Raw genomic sequence first — 16,229 nt, forward strand, 5'->3', positions numbered from 1 at the left:
GGGCGGGCCGCCCCTGCCGCCGGGCGGCCCGCCTGCGTCCGCGACGGGCCGGAGAGCGGCCCGACCCCGGTTCCGCCGGGGCTGTCGATCCGACCTTTGGCCGGGTTATCCCGTCCGGGGGATATGCTAGCCTCATGCAAAGACGTATGGGACGCCCATGACCGAACCTGCCCGACCGCTCCAGTCCGCGCTGATCATCGACGATCACCCGCTCTTCTGCGACGCGCTGAGCATGACGCTCAAGGCCGTCGCGGGGCTGACGCATATCGAGTCCGCCGACCGGCTCGAGACGGCGCTGGCGCGGCTCGATCTGCAGCCGGCCTTCGATGTGGTGGTGCTCGATCTGAACCTGCCGGACGTGAACGGGCTTGACGGGCTGATCCGGCTGAAGGCGAGCCTGGGCGGCGTGCCGGTCGTGGTGGTCTCGTCGCTCGCCGACAACCGGGTGATCGGCGCGGCCCTCAAGGCCGGGGCGGCCGGCTTCGTGCCCAAGCACTCGCGGCGCGAGATCTTCCGCGCGGCCTTCGAGGCGATCCGCGAGGGGCGCAGCTACCTGCCCGAAGGCTTCACCCCCCATTCACCGGGCGCGCCCGCCAGCCAGCGCGAGGAGGCCATCGCCCGCCTGTCGCTGCTGACCCGGCAGCAGGCGAAGATCCTGCAACTCATCTGCGAGGGGCGGCTGAACAAGCAGATCGCCTATGACCTCACCATCGCCGAGACGACCGTGAAGGCGCATGTCACCGCTATCATGCGCAAGCTCGGGGTCCAGAGCCGGACACAGGCGGTCCTGATGGTGCAGGAGGCGAGCTTCGCCAGCCTGATGCCCGAGAATTCCTGACCCGATCCGGCGGTCGACCCTTCCTGGCTCATCCCGCGGCGGCCGGGTCCGTTCGGGATGCTTGTCAGGCGCGGATGCGGCGCATTAGGCTCCGACCGGGAGGACGGCCGATGGAAGGATTGCGCGAGCGGGCGGTCGCGGGGGGGCGGGATGGCGGCGCCCCGGCGCTCGTCCCCAGCGCCCATGTGACGAGCGACACGCCCGAGGCCGCGCATCGTCTTGCCGAGGCGCTGGGGGCGGGACCCTTCGGGCTCGTGATCCTCTTCGTGAGCCCCGGCGCCGATGTTGCGGCGCTGGCGCGCGAGGCGGACGCGGTGTTCGGTGCCGTGCCGGTCATCGGCTGCACCACCGCCGGCGAGATCAGTTCCGACGGCTACACCGAAGGCGAGATCGTGGCCGTCGCCCTGCCGGAGGCGCATTTCCGCGCCCGCCCGGTCGTGGTGCGGGATCTTGCCCGTCTCGACCGCGAGGCGTTGATCGGCCGGCTCATCCGCGAGCGCGACGCGCTGGCCCGCGACCGGGCGGACTGGCCGGGCGAATTTGCCTTCCTGATGGTGGATGGCCTGTCCACGCGCGAGGATGAGCTGGCCTCGGCGCTGGCGGCGGGGCTGGGGCCGGTGCCGCTGTTCGGCGGCTCGGCCGCCGACGGGGTGCGCTTCCGCGAGACCTTCGTGATCCACAATGCGGAGGTGCTGCGCGACGCGGCGGTGCTGGCGCTGGTGCGCAGCGACTGCCGCGTGCGGGTCTTCAACCTCGACCATTTCCGCCCCACGGATCAGCGGATGGTGGTGACCGAGGCCGATCCCGCCCGCCGGATCGTGCGCCGGATCAACGCCGAACCGGCGGCGCAGGAATATGCGCGGCTTCTGGGAAAGGACCCGGACCAGCTCGACAGCTTCACCTTTGCGGCCCATCCGGTCGTCGTGCGCATCGGCGGCAAGCACCATGTCCGGGCCATCCGCGAGGTCGCGCCGAACGGGGATCTCGTCTTCTTCTCGGCCATCGACGAGGGGCTGGTGCTGACGCTGGCCGAGCCGCAGGATCTGGTCGGGCATCTCGCGGGTGAACTGGCCGCGCTGGGGGCCGAGGGGCCGCCCTCGGCCATCGTCGCCTGCGACTGCGTCCTGCGCCGGATGGAGGCGCTCGACAGCCAGGCCGTCGGGGCGGTGTCGCGCCTCCTGCGGCAGCATCGGGTGGTGGGCTTCTCGACCTATGGCGAGCAGCTCAACGGGATGCATGTGAACCAGACCATGACGGGCGTCGCGATCTATCCGCCGGAGGAGCCATGAGCTTCGCCCTGATCGACCCGACCGATCCGCCCGAACGCCAGCGCGACAAGCTGCTCGAGATCGTGCGCGCCCTGATGGCGCGGGTCGAGCGGACGACGGACGACAGCGGCGCGGCCTATGCGCAGTTCCAGCGCGCGGCCATGCTCGAGGATCAGGTGCGCGAGCGGACGGCCGACCTGCAGCGCACGCTGGAACTGCTGAACCTGTCCAACGAGCGGCTGGCCGAGGCCACGCGCGCCGCCGAAGAGGCGCGCCAGAACCTCGCCAGTGCCATCGAGACGGTGCAGGAAGGCTTTGCGCTCTTCGACGCCGACGATGTGCTCGTGCTCTGCAACTCGCGCTTCGGGATGCACATGCTGGACGTGCAGGAGCATCTGAAGCCCGGCCTCACCTTCGGCAGCTACATCGACCGGGTCAGCCGCTCGCGCTATCTGGCGCTGCCCGAGGCCGAGACGCCCGAGGACTGGGCGATTCGCCGCAAGCGCCGCCACTACGACCGGCATTCCATCTTCAACGTGCGGCTGATCTGGGACCGCTGGCTGCAGGTGTCCGAGCATCGCACGGCCGATGGCGGAACGGTGATCCTGCAGACCGATGTGACCGACCTGATCCGAATCGAGCGGCTGGAACGCGGCAAGATGCTGGACGATCAGGCCCGCGTGATCCGGGCGACGCTCGACCACATCAACCAGGGGGTCTGCATCTTCGACGCCGAGGGACGTCTCGTCGGCTGGAACCAGCGTCTGGGCTCGCTGCTGGCGATCCCGATGAACCGCTTCCGGCTGGGGGTCAGCTTTGGCTACCTGCTGGAACGCTTCGCGCACGAGATCAGCTTTGGCGAGGGGATGGATGCGGGCCAGCTGGAAGCCTGGGTTCAGGCCCGCCACGAGCGCCCGCCCTTGTCGTTCGAGCTGCGGCGCCACGATGAGCTGATCCTCGACGTCTTCGCGCAGGAGATGCCCGACCGCGGCTTCGTGATGAGCTTCACCGACGTCACCGCCGAACGCGCGGCGATCGAGGCGCTGTCGCGCGCCAACGAGACGCTCGAGGCCCGCGTGATGGAGCGCACGCTGGAGCTGGAGGATGCGCTGGCCCATGCCGAGCGCGCCAACGCCTCGCGCTCGCGCTTCGTGGCGGCGGCGAGCCACGACCTCCTGCAGCCCCTCTCGGCGGCCAAGCTCTTCATTGCCAGCATCGGCGACGAGGCGGTGGCGCCGGAAAGCCGCGAGGCGCTGGCCAAGGCGCAGAAGGCGCTCGATTCGGTGGAAGGGATCCTCGGCGCGCTGCTCGACATCTCGAAGCTCGAGTCCGGCCGGGCGGCGGTCAGCGTGCAGCCGGTGCGGCTGGACCGGCTGATGGCGCAGCTGTCCGACGAATTCGCGCCCATCGCCGCGGCGCGGGGGCTCCGGCTGACGGTGCTGCCCTCGGGGGCGCTGGTGGCCTCGGACCCGACCTACCTGCGCCGCATCCTGCAGAACCTGATCGGCAATGCGATCCGCTACACCGCGCGGGGCCGGGTGCTGGTGGGGGCGCGGCGGCGGCGGGGGATGGTGCGGCTCGAAGTGTGGGACACCGGCCCCGGCATTGCCGAGGCCGATCAGGAAGCCATCTTCAAGGAGTTCCACCGGCTCGACGCGCCCGCCTCGCCCTCGGAGGGGATGGGCCTCGGGCTGGCCATCGTCGAGCGTGCCTGCGGGCTTCTGGGCCATCCGCTGGGTCTGCGTTCCGAGATCGGGCGGGGCACCTGTTTCATGCTGCAGGTGCCGCGGGCCGAGAGCGCGCCGCCGCCCGCGCCCGCGGATGCCTCGGAGGCGCGGGCACAGGCGAAGGTCGCGGTGCAGGACAAGATCGCCTTCCTGGTCGAGAATGACGACGACCTGCGGCAGGCGATGGGGCTTCTGCTGGAGAAATGGGGGGTGAGCGTGCTCGACGCCCCTTCGGGCGAGGAGGCATTGGACCTGATCGACGAGATCGGCATCCTGCCCGATTTCTTTCTCGTCGATCAGCAGCTTGGCGCGGGGATGACGGGGGTGGAGTTCATCCGGGCGATCCACGGGCGGCACGGGCCGGTGCCGGCCTGCATCGTGACCGCCGCCCGCCGCCCCGAGATTGCCGCGCTCTGCGCCGAGGCCGGCGTGGGGCTGATCCAGAAGCCGATCGACGCCCGTGCCCTCGAGCAGTTTCTGGGCGCCCTGTAGCGGCGTGACGCGGCGCCGCACGGGCCGCTCTGCGTCACTACGACCAAGGTCACATAGCCGCACCGCGCCCTTTCGCCCTAATCTTCCGGCATCGAGGGGGATTGTCATGCAGCTTGCCGATCAGAGAACCATCGCCGCCGACCCTGCCACCGTCTGGGCGGCCATCCTCGACCCGGAGGTGCTCCGGGTCTGCATCCCCGGATGCGAAAGCCTCACCGGCAGTCCCGCCGAGGGCTACGAGGCCATTGTCACCCAGAAGGTCGGTCCCGTGAAGGCGCGCTTCACCGGCCATGTGACGCTGTCCGACATGGTCGAGGAACAGGGCCTGACCATCTCGGGCGAGGGCAAGGGCGGTGCCGCGGGCTTTGCGCGCGGCTCGGCCAAGCTCGCGATGAGCCCGGCCGAGGGGGGCACGCTCCTGTCCTACGAGGTCGATGTCCATGTCGGCGGCAAACTCGCGCAGCTGGGCAGCCGGATCATCGACGGCTTCTCACGCAAGATGGCCGACCAGTTCTTCGAGCGCTTCCAGTCGGCCGTCGAGGGCCCCTCCGAGGGCGAGGACGAGCCCGAGGCGGTGGCCGTCGGCGCCGAGGGCGAGGCGCCCGCGAAGAAGGGCTGGTTCAAGCGCATGATCAAGCGCTGAGCCGGAACAGGTATCAGGGAGGGTATTCATGAAAGTCACGATGACCGTGAACGGCAAGGCCATGTCCGCCGAAACGGAAGGCCGCACGCTGCTCTCGAGCTTTCTGCGCGAGGGGCTGGGGCTGACCGGCACCCATGTCGGCTGTGACACGACCCAATGCGGCGCCTGCACGGTCCATGTCGACGGCCAGCCGGTAAAAAGCTGCACGGTGCTGGCGCAGGACGTGGCGGGCAGGTCCGTCACCACGATCGAGGGGATGGCGAACAAGGACGGCTCGCTGTCGGTGATCCAGCAGGCGTTTCAGGATCACCACGGGCTTCAGTGCGGCTTCTGCACGCCGGGCATGGTGATGATCTCGGCGGCGTTGCTGAGCGAGAAGCCGAACCCGACCGAGGAGGAAGTGCGCCATTACCTCAAGGGCAACATCTGCCGCTGCACCGGATACCACAACATCGTCAAGGCGGTGATGGCCGCCTCGGGCGCCGACAGCCAGAAGCTCGCCGCCGAATAAGCGGGCCAGCACAGGAAGGGAGGTTTTTCATGCCCAAGGACGGAGGCATCGGCGCCAGCACGCTGCGCCGCGAGGATATCCGGTTCCTGACCGGAAAGGGCCGCTACACCGCCGACATCAACCTGCGCGGACAGGCCTTCGCCTGCTTCCTGCGCTCGGAGGTCGCGCATGGGCGGATCCGGTCGATCGACACCAGCGCCGCCGAGGAGATGCCCGGCGTGCTCGCGGTGATGACCGGCGAGGATTTCACCGAAGTCGGCGGCAACCCGACCGGCTGGCTCGTGCAAAGCCGCGACGGCGCCACGATGAAGGAGCCGAAGCGCCCTGTGCTGGCGCACGGCAAGGTGCGCCATGTGGGCGACGCCTATGCGCTGGTGGTGGCCGAGACCTACGAGCAGGCGAAGGACGCCTGCGAGGCCATCGAGGCCGATATCGAGGAACTGCCCGCCATCGTGGACATGGCTGCCGCGGTGGCCGACACCACGAACCGCGTCCATGACGAATGCGATGACAACGTCGTCTTCGACTGGGGCTGGATCGAGGAAAACCGTGCCGCGGTCGATGCGGCCTTCGAGACCGCGCCGCATGTCACCACGCTGGAGCTGGTGAACAACCGCCTGTCGCCCAACGCGATGGAGCCGCGCGCCTCGATCGGCGATTTCGACAGCGGGACAGGGGATTACAAGCTCTACACCACCTCGCAGAACCCGCACCTGACGCGGCTGCTGATCTCGGCCTTCGTGATGGGCATCCCCGAGAACAAGCTGACCGTGATCGCGCCCGATGTGGGCGGCGGCTTCGGATCCAAGATCTACCACTACGGCGAGGAAGCGGCGGTGCTTGCCGCCTCGAAGCGGCTGGACCGGCCGGTGAAATGGGTCTGCGACCGCTCCGAGGCCTTCCTGTCGGACGCCCATGGGCGCGACCACGTCACGAAGATCCAGCTCGCGACCGACATGGAGGGCAACTTCCTTGCCGTCCGCACCGAGACGCTGGCCAACATGGGGGCGTATCTGTCGAACTTCGCCACCTGCACGCCGACCTTCCTGCACGGCACGCTGATGGCGGGCCCCTACAAGACGCCGCATGTCTATGTGAACGTGAAGGCGGTGATGACGAACACGGTTCCGGTCGATGCCTACCGCGGCGCGGGCCGGCCGGAGGCCACCTATTCGCTGGAACGGGTGATCGACAAGGCGGCGGATGAGCTAGGCATTGACCCGTGGGAGATCCGGCGCAAGAACTTCATCGACCCGGACCAGTTCCCCTACACAACGCCGGTCGGCCTCGTCTATGACACCGGCAACTACCACGCCACGATGGACAAGCTGCGCGAGCTTTCGGATGTCGCTGGCTTCGAGGCCCGCGCGACCGAAAGCGCGGCCAAGGGCAAGCTGCGGGGCTTCGGGCTCTCCACCTGGATCGAGGCCTGCGGGATCGCACCCTCGAACCTCGTGGGCGTGCTGGGCTGCCGTGTGGGCCTCTACGACGCCGCCACCATCCGGGTGAACGCCACCGGCAACATCTCGGTTCTGGTCGGGGCGCACAGCCACGGGCAGGGGCATGAGACGGTCTTTGCCCAACTGATCGCCGAGAAGCTGGGGGTGGATGCCAAGTCGGTCGAGATCGTCCACGGCGACACGTCCAAGATCCCGTTCGGCATGGGCACCTATGGCTCGCGCTCGCTTGCCGTCTGTGGCTCGGCGATGATGAAGGCGGCTGACAAGATCATCGACAAGGGCAAGAAGATCGCGGCCCACATGCTGGAGGCGGCGGAAGGCGACATCGAGTTCAACGACGGCAGCTTCTCGGTCGCGGGAACCGACCGGCAGAAGAGCTTCGCCGAGATCGCCTTCTCGGCCTACGTCCCGCACAACTATCCCTTGGAGACGCTCGAGCCGGGGCTGGAGGAAACCGCCTTCTACGATCCCGCCAACTTCACCTATCCGGCGGGCGCCTATGGCTGCGAGGTCGAGGTGGACCCCGAGACGGGCGGCGTGGACATCGTGCGCTTCACCTGCGCGGACGATTTCGGTAATGTCATCAACCCGATGATCGTGGCCGGACAGGTGCACGGCGGGGTGGCGCAGGGCATCGGGCAGGCGCTGCTGGAAGGCGTGGTCTACAATGAGGACGGCCAGCTTCTGACCGGCTCCTACATGGATTACGCCATGCCTCGGGCGGATGATGTGCCCAACTTCACCGTGGACCATTCCTGCGTGACGCCCTGCACCCACAACCCGCTGGGCGCCAAGGGCTGCGGCGAGGCGGGGGCCATCGGCACGCCGCCCGCGGTGGTCAATGCGGTGATCGACGCGCTGCACCGCGCCGGGCACCGGCACATCACCCACATCGACATGCCGCTGACGCCCTCGCGCGTCTGGACGGCGATGCACGGCTGAGGAGGGGACCATGCACGACTTCGAACTGGTGAAACCCGCCTCGGTGGCCGAAGCGGTGGCGGCGCTGGGCGCCGAAGGGGCGCAGGCGCTGTCGGGGGGGCAGACGCTGCTGCCCTCGATGAAGCAGCGGCTGGCGGCGCCCGAGCGGCTGGTGAGCCTGGGCGACATCGCCGAGATGAAGGGCGTCTGCCTGGGCGACCGCGGCCTCGCGGTCGGGGGCGCCACGCCGCATGCGGTGGTGGCGCGCGAGGCAAAGGCGCATTATCCGGCGCTGGCCTGGCTTGCGGGCGAGATCGGCGATCCGTCGGTGCGGGCGCGCGGCACGATCGGCGGCAGCCTTGCAAACAACGATCCCGCCGCCTGCTATCCGGCGGCGGCGCTCGGCTCTGGCGCGACCATCGTCACCGACCGCCGCGAGATCGCGGCGGACGCGTTCTTTCAGGGCCTGTTCACCACGGCGCTCGAGGAAGGCGAGATCATCACCTCGGTCCATTTCCCGATCCCCGAGAAGGCGGCCTACATGAAGTTCGCCCAGCCCGCCTCGCGCTTCGCCCTCGTGGGGGTGTTCGTGGCGAAGTTCGCCGACGGCGTGAGGGTGGCGATCACCGGAGCGGGCGAGGACGGCGTCTTCCGCTGGACCGAGGCCGAAGCGGCCCTTGGGGCCGATTTCCGCCCCGAAGCGGTGGAGGGGCTGGCGCTGTCGGCCGGGGGGATGCTGGGCGACATGCACGGCGCACCCGCCTACCGCGCCAACCTCGTCAAGGTTCTGACGCGGCGGGCCGTCGCGGCCGCCTGAGGTCAGGGTCGTCCGTCGCGGGCACCGGGGGCGCAAGTCGCCGCCGGAAGCCGGGGGCTGTCTGCCCCCGGACCCCCGAGGATATTTGGGCAGAGTGAACGCGGCGCGGGGACGAGCGGCGGTCCGGGCCCTCTCCGTGCGGAGTCAGATCGTCGCGAGATAGGTGGCGCAGCCGGTCAGGGCGGCGTAGTCGTCCTCGACGATGCAGACGGGAAAGTCGTCCATGAAGGCCGAAAAGCGGCCCTTGTCGCGGAAGCTCTCGGCAAAGCCCATCGGCCCGAGGTGGGCGGCGAAGGCGCGCGCGACGCCGCCGCAGAGGAAGATCCCGCCAAAGGGCAGATGGATCAGGGCGAGATTGCCCGCCTCGGCCCCGAAGATGCGGGCGAAGAGCTCGGCCGCCGCGCGGGCCGGCCCCGGCTCGGCGACGGCCGCCGTGATCTCGGCGGCGGATTTCCGATCCTCGAGCCCCGCTTCGGAGGCCGTGAAGGCGTAGAGGCGCTCGAGACCTCGCCCCGAGAGCACGTCCTCGACCCCGGCAAAGCCGTGGACCTTCTGCACGAACTGCGCAAGGCGCAGGTCGCGCTCGGTGCGGACCGGCATTCCCGCGTGGCCGCATTCCGAGGCCGCCACCACCCGCAGACCCGGCATGTCGTGGACGGGCGCTGCGTTGAAGCCGGTGCCCACGCCGATGACCAGCATGGGCCCCGCGCGGCGCGGATGGGGGCCGGGGATCAGCATCCGCAGGTTCGCCTGATCGACATGGCCAAGGGCGTGGCCCTGCGCCTGAAGATCGTTCAGCACCGCCACCCGGGGCGCCCCCGTCGCGCGCAGAAGCTCGGCCCCGTCCACCGTCCAGTCGAGGTTGGTGAGCGTGGCCACACCGTCGCGCACCGGGCCCGCCGCCGCCACGCAGGCGCCGTCGATCTCGGGGCTGCCGGCGGCGGCCAGGAAATCGCGCAGCACCGGGGCGAGCGCCGGATAGTCACGGTTGCGGAAGCGCCGCGTCGTCTCGGCCATCAGCCGCGGACCCTGCGCAAGCGCCACGCGCGTGTTCGTGCCGCCGATGTCGGCGACGAGACAGAGGGGGGCGTCGTCCATGGGCGTCTCCGGGGCTCGCTATCGCGCCAGCGCGCGGGCCAGGGCGTGATAGGACGCTTTCGGGGTGCGCTGCAAGTTCTGGAAGTCCACATGCACGAGGCCGAACCGCTTCTCATAGCCGAACGACCATTCGAAATTGTCCAGAAGCGACCAGACGTGATAGGCCTGCACCGGCACCCCCTCGGCCTGCGCGCGCCGGACGGCGGCCAGATGCTCCTCGATGAAGGCGATCCGGGCGCTGTCCTGGACCCCGCCCGCTCCGATCCGGTCGGCCGAAGCCATGCCGTTCTCGGTCACCATCAGGGGAAGGCCGCGGGTGTAGCCCTCGTGGATGCGGCGCAGGATTTCGGCCAGCCCGTCGGGATAGATCTCCCAGCCCATCTGCGTCCGGGCGAGGGGCCCCTCGACCTCGCGCAGGCCGGGCCACGGCCCCGGCTCGGCGCAGACGAGCTTGCGGGTGTAGTAGTTCAGACCGAACCAGTCGAGCGGGCGGGCGATATGGTCGAAGTCCTTCTCCCAGCCCTCGGGCAGGTGGGGCGCGAGCCCCTCGAGCGCCTCGGCGGGATACTGGCGGTTGAAGAGCGCCGAGACGAACCAGCGGTTGAGGATCGCATCGTGCCGCCGGGCCGCCGCGGCCGAGGCCTCGCTTCCGTCCGCCGGGATCACATGCTCGAAGTTGCAGACGGCGCCGAGATTGCCCAGGCCGAGCCCGCGCAGCGCCTCGATCGCCGATCCGTGCGCGAGGAGGACGTGGTGCATGGCCCGCGCCGCCGCCCGGATGTCGCGCACCCCCGGCGCATGATGGCCGAGAAAATGCGACAGCCACGCCACGCACCAGGGCTCGTTCACCGGCGCGGTGGCCCAGATGCGATCCCCGATGCGCCGCATCAACGCCTCTGTATAGTCCGCGAACCAGCCGGCGACGTCGCGGTTGCGCCAGCCGCCCAGATCCAGCAGCGCCGAGGGCATCTCCCAGTGATAGAGGGTCAGCGAGGGCTTGAGCCCGCGTTCGAGCATCCCGTCCACCAGCCGGTCGTAGAAGGCGAGGCCCTCGGCGTTCACCCGCCCGCGTCCCTCGGGCATCACCCGCGCCCAGGAGGCCGAAAAGCGGTAGCAGTCGAAGCCCGCATCGCGGACAAGATCGAGATCCTCTTCCCAGCGGTGGTAGTGGTCGCAGGCGCGGCCCCCGTGCTCGGCATGGGCGACATTGCCGGGCACGGCGGCGAAATCGTCCCAGTGGGTCCGGCCTGCGCCCCCGGCGGCGTGGCCCTCGATCTGATAGGCCGAGGTGGCCACCCCGAACAGGAAGTCCTTGGGAAAGTCGGCGCGGGAGAAGGTCATGGGAAAGCTCCGTCGGGATGGAAGGGCCCGCCGCTGCGGGTCCGCGATTGCAGCGGGCGCCGGATCCCGGCCGCCCATGGGAAGGAGCCGGCGCGTCGCCCCGGCCGCCTCCCTCGCCTGACGGAACGGAAGAGACGGTCGCCAGTTCCCCGGCGGGCCGGGAACCATCGGGCGCGAGGCGGCGTTGCGGGTCAGGAAGCGGGCATCTGCCGCATGCGCTTGTGCTTTCCAGCCACGGGAGGGGTGGGAGGGCCGGAGGAGCGCCGCATCCGGGTTCGTTTCGGTGGGGGGAGGACGCAATGAAGGCGATGGTTCCCGCGATGGCGGCCACGCTCGCGCTGGCATCCGGCCCGCTCGCGGGACAGGAGCTGACGTTTCCTCCCGGCGAGGACGCCCGCTTTCACTGGGACAGTTTCGAGACCCTCAGGGAGCAGGATTTCTCGGGGCAGCGGCTCACGATCCTCGGGCCGTGGCTCGGCCCGGACCGGACGCTGTTCAATTCCGTCATCGCCTATTTCGAGGCCGCGACCGGAGCGGCCGTCACCTACAACGGCTCGGACAATTTCGAGCAGCAGATCGTGATCGACGCGAGCGCGGGCTCGCCGCCGGACATCGCGATCTTTCCCCAGCCCGGCCTTGCACGGGACCTGGCCTCGAAGGGGCAGCTGGCGCCCCTCGATCCGTCGCTCGGCGAGTGGCTGCGCGAGAATTACGCGGCCGGCGACAGCTGGGTGAATCTTGGCACATTTCCCGGTCCGGACGGGCAGGAGGCTCTCTACGGGTTCTTCTACAAGATCGATGTGAAGTCGCTCGTCTGGTATGTGCCCGAGAATTTTGCCGACTTCGGCTATGAGGTTCCGGGCACGATGGAGGAGCTTCTGGCGCTGTCCGAGCGGATGGTGGACGACGGGGTGACGCCCTGGTGCATCGGCCTCGCCTCGGGCGGGGCCACCGGCTGGCCCGCGACCGACTGGGTCGAGGACATGATGCTGCGCATCAACCCGCCCGAGGTCTATGACCAGTGGATCCTGAACGAGATCCCGTTCGACGATCCGCAGGTGGTGGCGGCGATCGAGGAGTTCGGCCGGTTCGCGCGCGACGGACGCTTCGTGGCCGGTGGGCCCAATGCGGTGGCCGCGACCGATTTCCGTGACAGCCCCAAGGGTCTCTTCGCCGCCCCGCCGCAGTGCTTCATGCACAAGCAGGCAAGCTTCATCCCCTCCTTCTTTCCCGAGGGGACGGTGATCGGCGAGGATGCCGACTTCTTCTACCTTCCGGCCTATGAAAGCCGCGACCTGGGCCAGCCGGTGCTGGGTGCGGGAACGGTCTTCGGCATCACCCGCGACACGCCGGTGGCGCGCGCCTTCATCGACTTTCTCAAGACGCCGATCGCGCACGAGGTCTGGATGGCCCAGACGGGCTTTCTCACGCCGCACACGGGCGTGAACACCGATGTCTATGGCGATCCCACGCTGCGCAAGATGGGCGACATCCTGCTCGAGGCCACGACCTTCCGGTTCGACGGATCCGACCTGATGCCGGGTGCGGTGGGCGCGGGCGCCTTCTGGACCGGAATGATCGACTACATGGGCGGACAGGCGGCCGAGACCGTGGCGGCCGGCATCCAGCGCACCTGGGACACGTTCAAGTGACGAGGGGGCAAGTGACGAGGGGGCAAGTGACGAGGGGGCAAGTGACGGGTGGGCAAGTGACGGCCCGGCAAGTGACGGAGGGTCAAGTGACGGGCGGGCAGGCGGCGGAACGGAGGGGCACGGACACCGGCGGCCGCGGGCGGGCGGCGAGGAGGGAAGGCGGATGATGCAACAGCTGATCATGGCGGGCGGCACCATCGTCGTGGGGGTGTTCGGCTGCGTGGCCTACTTCTTCGCGGCGAACCTCATCCTCGACCGGATCTATCCGCCGCGCGGTCCCCGCGCCGGGCCCAACATCGCGCGGGCGAGCGCGATCCGGCCCTGGCTCTTCCTGCTGCCGGCGATCCTGCTGCTGGGGATCTATCTCGTCTATCCGGTCTTCGTCTCGATCTGGCTCTCGCTGCGGGACGCGAGCGGCGAGAGCTTCGTGGGCCTTGCGAACTACGAATGGCTGATGAACGACGGCAAGTTCCGCGAGTCGATCCGCAACAACTTCCTGTGGCTTCTGGTAGTGCCCGCGGCCTCGACCTTCGTCGGGCTGATCGCGGCGGCGCTGACCGACCGCATCGCCTGGGGCAACTTCGCCAAGGCGCTGATCTTCATGCCGATGGCGATCTCGTTCGTCGGCGCCTCGGTGATCTGGAAGTTCATCTACGACTACCGCGGCGAGGGGCGCGAGGAGATCGGCCTCTTGAACGCGGTGATCGAGGCGCTGGGCGGGACCGAGCAGACCTGGCTTGCCATACCCTTCTGGAACAACTTCTTCCTGATGGCGGTGCTGATCTGGATCCAGACCGGCTTTGCCATGGTGATCCTGTCGGCCGCGCTGCGCGGCATCCCCGAGGAGACGGTCGAGGCCGCGATCCTGGATGGCGCCTCGCCGCTGCAGATCTTCCTCAAGATCAAGGTGCCGCAGATCTGGGGCACGATCGCGGTGGTCTGGACCACGATCACCATCCTCGTCCTCAAGGTCTTCGACATCGTGCTGGCGATGACCAACGGGCAATGGGGCACGCAGGTGCTGGCGAACCTGATGTTCGACTGGATGTTCCGCGGCAACGATGCGGGCCGCGCCTCGGCCGTGGCGCTCGTCATCATGATTCTGGTGACGCCCATCATGATCTGGAACATCGTGAACGCGCGAAAGGAGACCCGCTGATGGACAACATCGCCGGCACCCGGTCGAGCCTCGTCTGGGCGGTGCATCTCGCGGTCGTGGCGCTGGTGCTGCTCTGGACCGTTCCGACGGTGGGCCTGCTCGTCTCGTCCTTTCGCGACCGCGACCAGATCGCGACCTCGGGCTGGTGGGCCGCGCTCTTTCCGGCCGAGGAGCGGCAGGTCGTCCGCCTTGCGGGCGCGGGCGACCAGCGGCAGGAGGGGGATCTCTGGGTGATCGAGGGCACGCTGATCGACGAGGGCACGCTGAACCGCTTCGGCACCTCGGCGCGCGAGCCCTTCGCCCACGCCGCGGGCGAGACGGGCACGCTCGCCAACGGCGGCCGCGTCACGGTCGAGGCGGACGGACGCTACCGGGCCGAGGCGCCCGAGCCCTTTGCCGAGCGCGGGCCGCGCCTCTTCGTGGCGGTCGAGACGCCGCCGCGCTTCACGACGGACAATTACGACCGCGTGCTCTTTGCCGAGGGGATCGGCCGGGCCTTCCTGAACACGATGACGGTCACGATCCCCGCCACGGTCATCCCGATCCTCGTGGCGGCCTTCGCGGCCTATGCGCTGGCCTGGATGGAATTTCCGGGGCGGGCGCTGCTGATCGCGGCGGTGGTGGGGCTTCTGGTGGTGCCGCTGCAACTGGCGCTGATCCCGCTTCTGCAACTTCACAATGCGGTGGGGATCGGCAAGGATTACCTCGGCATCTGGCTCGCCCATTCGGCCTTCGGCCTGCCGCTCGCGATCTATCTCCTGCGCAACTACATGGTGGGCCTGCCGCGCGAGATCATCGAGAGCGCGCGCGTCGACGGGGCGACCGACTTCCAGATCTTCGTCCGCATCATCCTGCCGCTGTCGTTTCCCGCGCTGGCGAGCTTTGCGATCTTCCAGTTCCTCTGGACGTGGAATGACCTCCTTGTGGCGACGGTCTTCCTGTCCAACACGCCCGAGCAACTGGTGATGACCGGCGTGCTGCGCGAGCTTCTGGGCTCGCGCGGCGGCGACTGGGAGATCCTCGCGGCCTCGGCCTTCGTCTCGATCGCGGTGCCGATCGTCGTGTTCTTCGCGATGCAGCGTTACCTCGTGCGCGGGCTGCTGGCGGGGTCGGTGAAATGAGTGTGCAGCGGTAGGAAGGGGAGAGGGACCATGGCCGATCTGAAGCTGACCAAGGTCGAGAAGGCCTATGGCGACGTCCGCGTGCTGCGCGACATCGACCTCACCATCGAGAAGGGCGAGCTGATCGTCTTCGTGGGCCCCTCGGGGTGCGGAAAGTCCACCCTGCTGCGCATGATCGCAGGGCTCGAGCGGATCACCGGCGGCACGCTCGAGATCGACGGGCGGGTGGTGAATGACGTCCCCCCCGCGCAGCGCGGCATCGCCATGGTGTTCCAGAGCTATGCGCTCTATCCCCACATGACGGTCCGGCAGAACATGGAGTTCGCGCTGAAGATCGCGGGCCAGTCGCGGGGCGAGATCGCGAAGGCGGTCGAGAATGCGGCGCGCATCCTGCAGCTCACGCCCTATCTCGACCGGCTGCCGCGGGCGCTGTCGGGCGGGCAGCGCCAGCGGGTCGCCATCGGGCGGGCCATCGTGCGCGATCCGCAGGTCTATCTCTTCGACGAGCCGCTCTCGAACCTCGACGCGGCCCTCCGGGTGGCCACGCGGATCGAGATCGCCCAGCTCAAGGAGAAGATGCCCGACCGGACGATGATCTATGTCACCCACGATCAGGTCGAGGCCATGACGCTCGCCTCGCGGATCGTCGTGCTCGAGGGGGGCGGGATCAGCCAGGTCGGAACGCCGCTCGAGCTTTACACCCGGCCGCGGAACGCCTTCGTGGCCCAGTTCATCGGCTCGCCCTCGATGAACCTCCTGCCGGGCGAGATCGTCGAGACGGGGGCCGAGACGCTGGTGCATCTCGACTCCGGCGGCACGGCGCGGGTGGCCATGCCGACGGGACCCGAAGACCGCGGCCTTCTGGTCAGTCTGGGCGTGCGCCCCGAGGATCTTGTCGAGACCGAGGGCCCGGCGCTTTACGAGGGCGAGGTCGAGATCACCGAGGCGCTGGGCGAGGTGACGCTGCTCTATTTCGTGCCCCGCGACGGCGAGGGGCAGGTGGTGGCCAAGCTGCCCGGCATCCGCAGCGAGCTGCGCCACCGCACGGTGCGGCTCGGGGCCGATCCGGCGAGGCTGCATCTCTTCCACGAGGGGCAGTCGCTTCTCTACCGCGGCCACGAGATCCTTCCGGCGCCCGAGGCGGTCTGACATCCCGCCACCGGCGGCCGGCCCCGGATCGC

13 protein-coding genes are annotated in these 16,229 nt (G+C 69.1%); 11 read left to right on the forward strand and 2 right to left on the reverse strand.

Annotated features, from left to right (window positions below):
* The first annotated feature begins 157 nt into the window (after positions 1 to 157).
* The 7 genes from LV780_RS05330 to LV780_RS05360 all read left to right on the forward strand — a co-directional run bounded on the left by LV780_RS05330 (position 158) and on the right by LV780_RS05360 (position 8,677).
* Complete coding sequence (locus LV780_RS05330) at positions 158 to 838, forward strand: response regulator transcription factor (protein ID WP_011908176.1); 681 nt, start codon at positions 158 to 160, stop codon at positions 836 to 838.
* Positions 839 to 948: 110 nt separating this feature from the next.
* The gene (locus LV780_RS05335) at positions 949 to 2,127 is read left to right on the forward strand and encodes an FIST N-terminal domain-containing protein (protein WP_101340408.1); all 1,179 of its coding nucleotides are present in this window, start codon (positions 949 to 951) and stop codon (positions 2,125 to 2,127) included.
* Positions 2,124 to 4,325, forward strand: coding sequence for a hybrid sensor histidine kinase/response regulator (locus LV780_RS05340; RefSeq protein WP_108220800.1), 2,202 nt, complete (start codon positions 2,124 to 2,126; stop codon positions 4,323 to 4,325). The genes LV780_RS05335 and LV780_RS05340 overlap by 4 nt, the downstream gene beginning before the upstream one ends.
* Positions 4,326 to 4,431: 106 nt before the next feature.
* Positions 4,432 to 4,968 (forward strand): CoxG family protein, encoded by a 537-nt coding sequence (locus tag LV780_RS05345; protein ID WP_011908179.1) that lies wholly within the window; start codon positions 4,432 to 4,434, stop codon positions 4,966 to 4,968.
* Between the two features lie 28 nt (positions 4,969 to 4,996).
* Positions 4,997 to 5,479, forward strand: coding sequence for a (2Fe-2S)-binding protein (locus tag LV780_RS05350; RefSeq protein ID WP_011908180.1), 483 nt, complete (start codon positions 4,997 to 4,999; stop codon positions 5,477 to 5,479).
* A gap of 29 nt (positions 5,480 to 5,508) precedes the next feature.
* Entirely contained in the window at positions 5,509 to 7,881 is a 2,373-nt protein-coding gene (locus LV780_RS05355) for a xanthine dehydrogenase family protein molybdopterin-binding subunit (protein ID WP_108220799.1), read from the forward strand.
* 10 nt (positions 7,882 to 7,891) lie between these two features.
* Entirely contained in the window at positions 7,892 to 8,677 is a 786-nt protein-coding gene (locus tag LV780_RS05360; RefSeq protein ID WP_108220798.1) for an FAD binding domain-containing protein, read from the forward strand.
* 144 nt (positions 8,678 to 8,821) lie between these two features.
* On the opposite strand, the gene LV780_RS05365 is transcribed toward LV780_RS05360, so the two are convergent.
* Together LV780_RS05365 and LV780_RS05370 are read right to left on the reverse strand one after the other, a co-directional pair.
* Positions 8,822 to 9,775 carry a glucokinase gene (locus LV780_RS05365; protein ID WP_108220797.1) on the reverse strand — a complete coding sequence of 318 codons (954 nt, stop codon included), beginning with the start codon at positions 9,773 to 9,775 and terminating at the stop codon, positions 8,822 to 8,824.
* Between the two features lie 18 nt (positions 9,776 to 9,793).
* Positions 9,794 to 11,116, reverse strand: coding sequence for a GH1 family beta-glucosidase (locus tag LV780_RS05370; protein WP_101340412.1), 1,323 nt, complete (start codon positions 11,114 to 11,116; stop codon positions 9,794 to 9,796).
* A 299-nt stretch (positions 11,117 to 11,415) separates the two neighbouring features.
* Between LV780_RS05370 and LV780_RS05375 the strand changes: the two genes are divergently transcribed.
* From LV780_RS05375 to LV780_RS05390, 4 genes are all read left to right on the forward strand, one after another.
* Positions 11,416 to 12,768, forward strand: coding sequence for an ABC transporter substrate-binding protein (locus LV780_RS05375; RefSeq protein ID WP_108220796.1), 1,353 nt, complete (start codon positions 11,416 to 11,418; stop codon positions 12,766 to 12,768).
* A 166-nt stretch (positions 12,769 to 12,934) separates the two neighbouring features.
* Positions 12,935 to 13,927 (forward strand): carbohydrate ABC transporter permease, encoded by a 993-nt coding sequence (locus tag LV780_RS05380; RefSeq protein WP_044248631.1) that lies wholly within the window; start codon positions 12,935 to 12,937, stop codon positions 13,925 to 13,927.
* Entirely contained in the window at positions 13,927 to 15,048 is a 1,122-nt protein-coding gene (locus LV780_RS05385) for a carbohydrate ABC transporter permease (RefSeq protein WP_011908187.1), read from the forward strand. The genes LV780_RS05380 and LV780_RS05385 overlap by 1 nt, the downstream gene beginning before the upstream one ends.
* A gap of 30 nt (positions 15,049 to 15,078) precedes the next feature.
* Positions 15,079 to 16,197, forward strand: coding sequence for an ABC transporter ATP-binding protein (locus LV780_RS05390; RefSeq protein WP_011908188.1), 1,119 nt, complete (start codon positions 15,079 to 15,081; stop codon positions 16,195 to 16,197).
* Positions 16,198 to 16,229 lie beyond the last annotated feature (32 nt).

The sequence above is a fragment of the Cereibacter azotoformans genome (assembly GCF_021391315.1).
In the GTDB taxonomy this organism is placed as follows: domain Bacteria; phylum Pseudomonadota; class Alphaproteobacteria; order Rhodobacterales; family Rhodobacteraceae; genus Cereibacter_A; species Cereibacter_A azotoformans.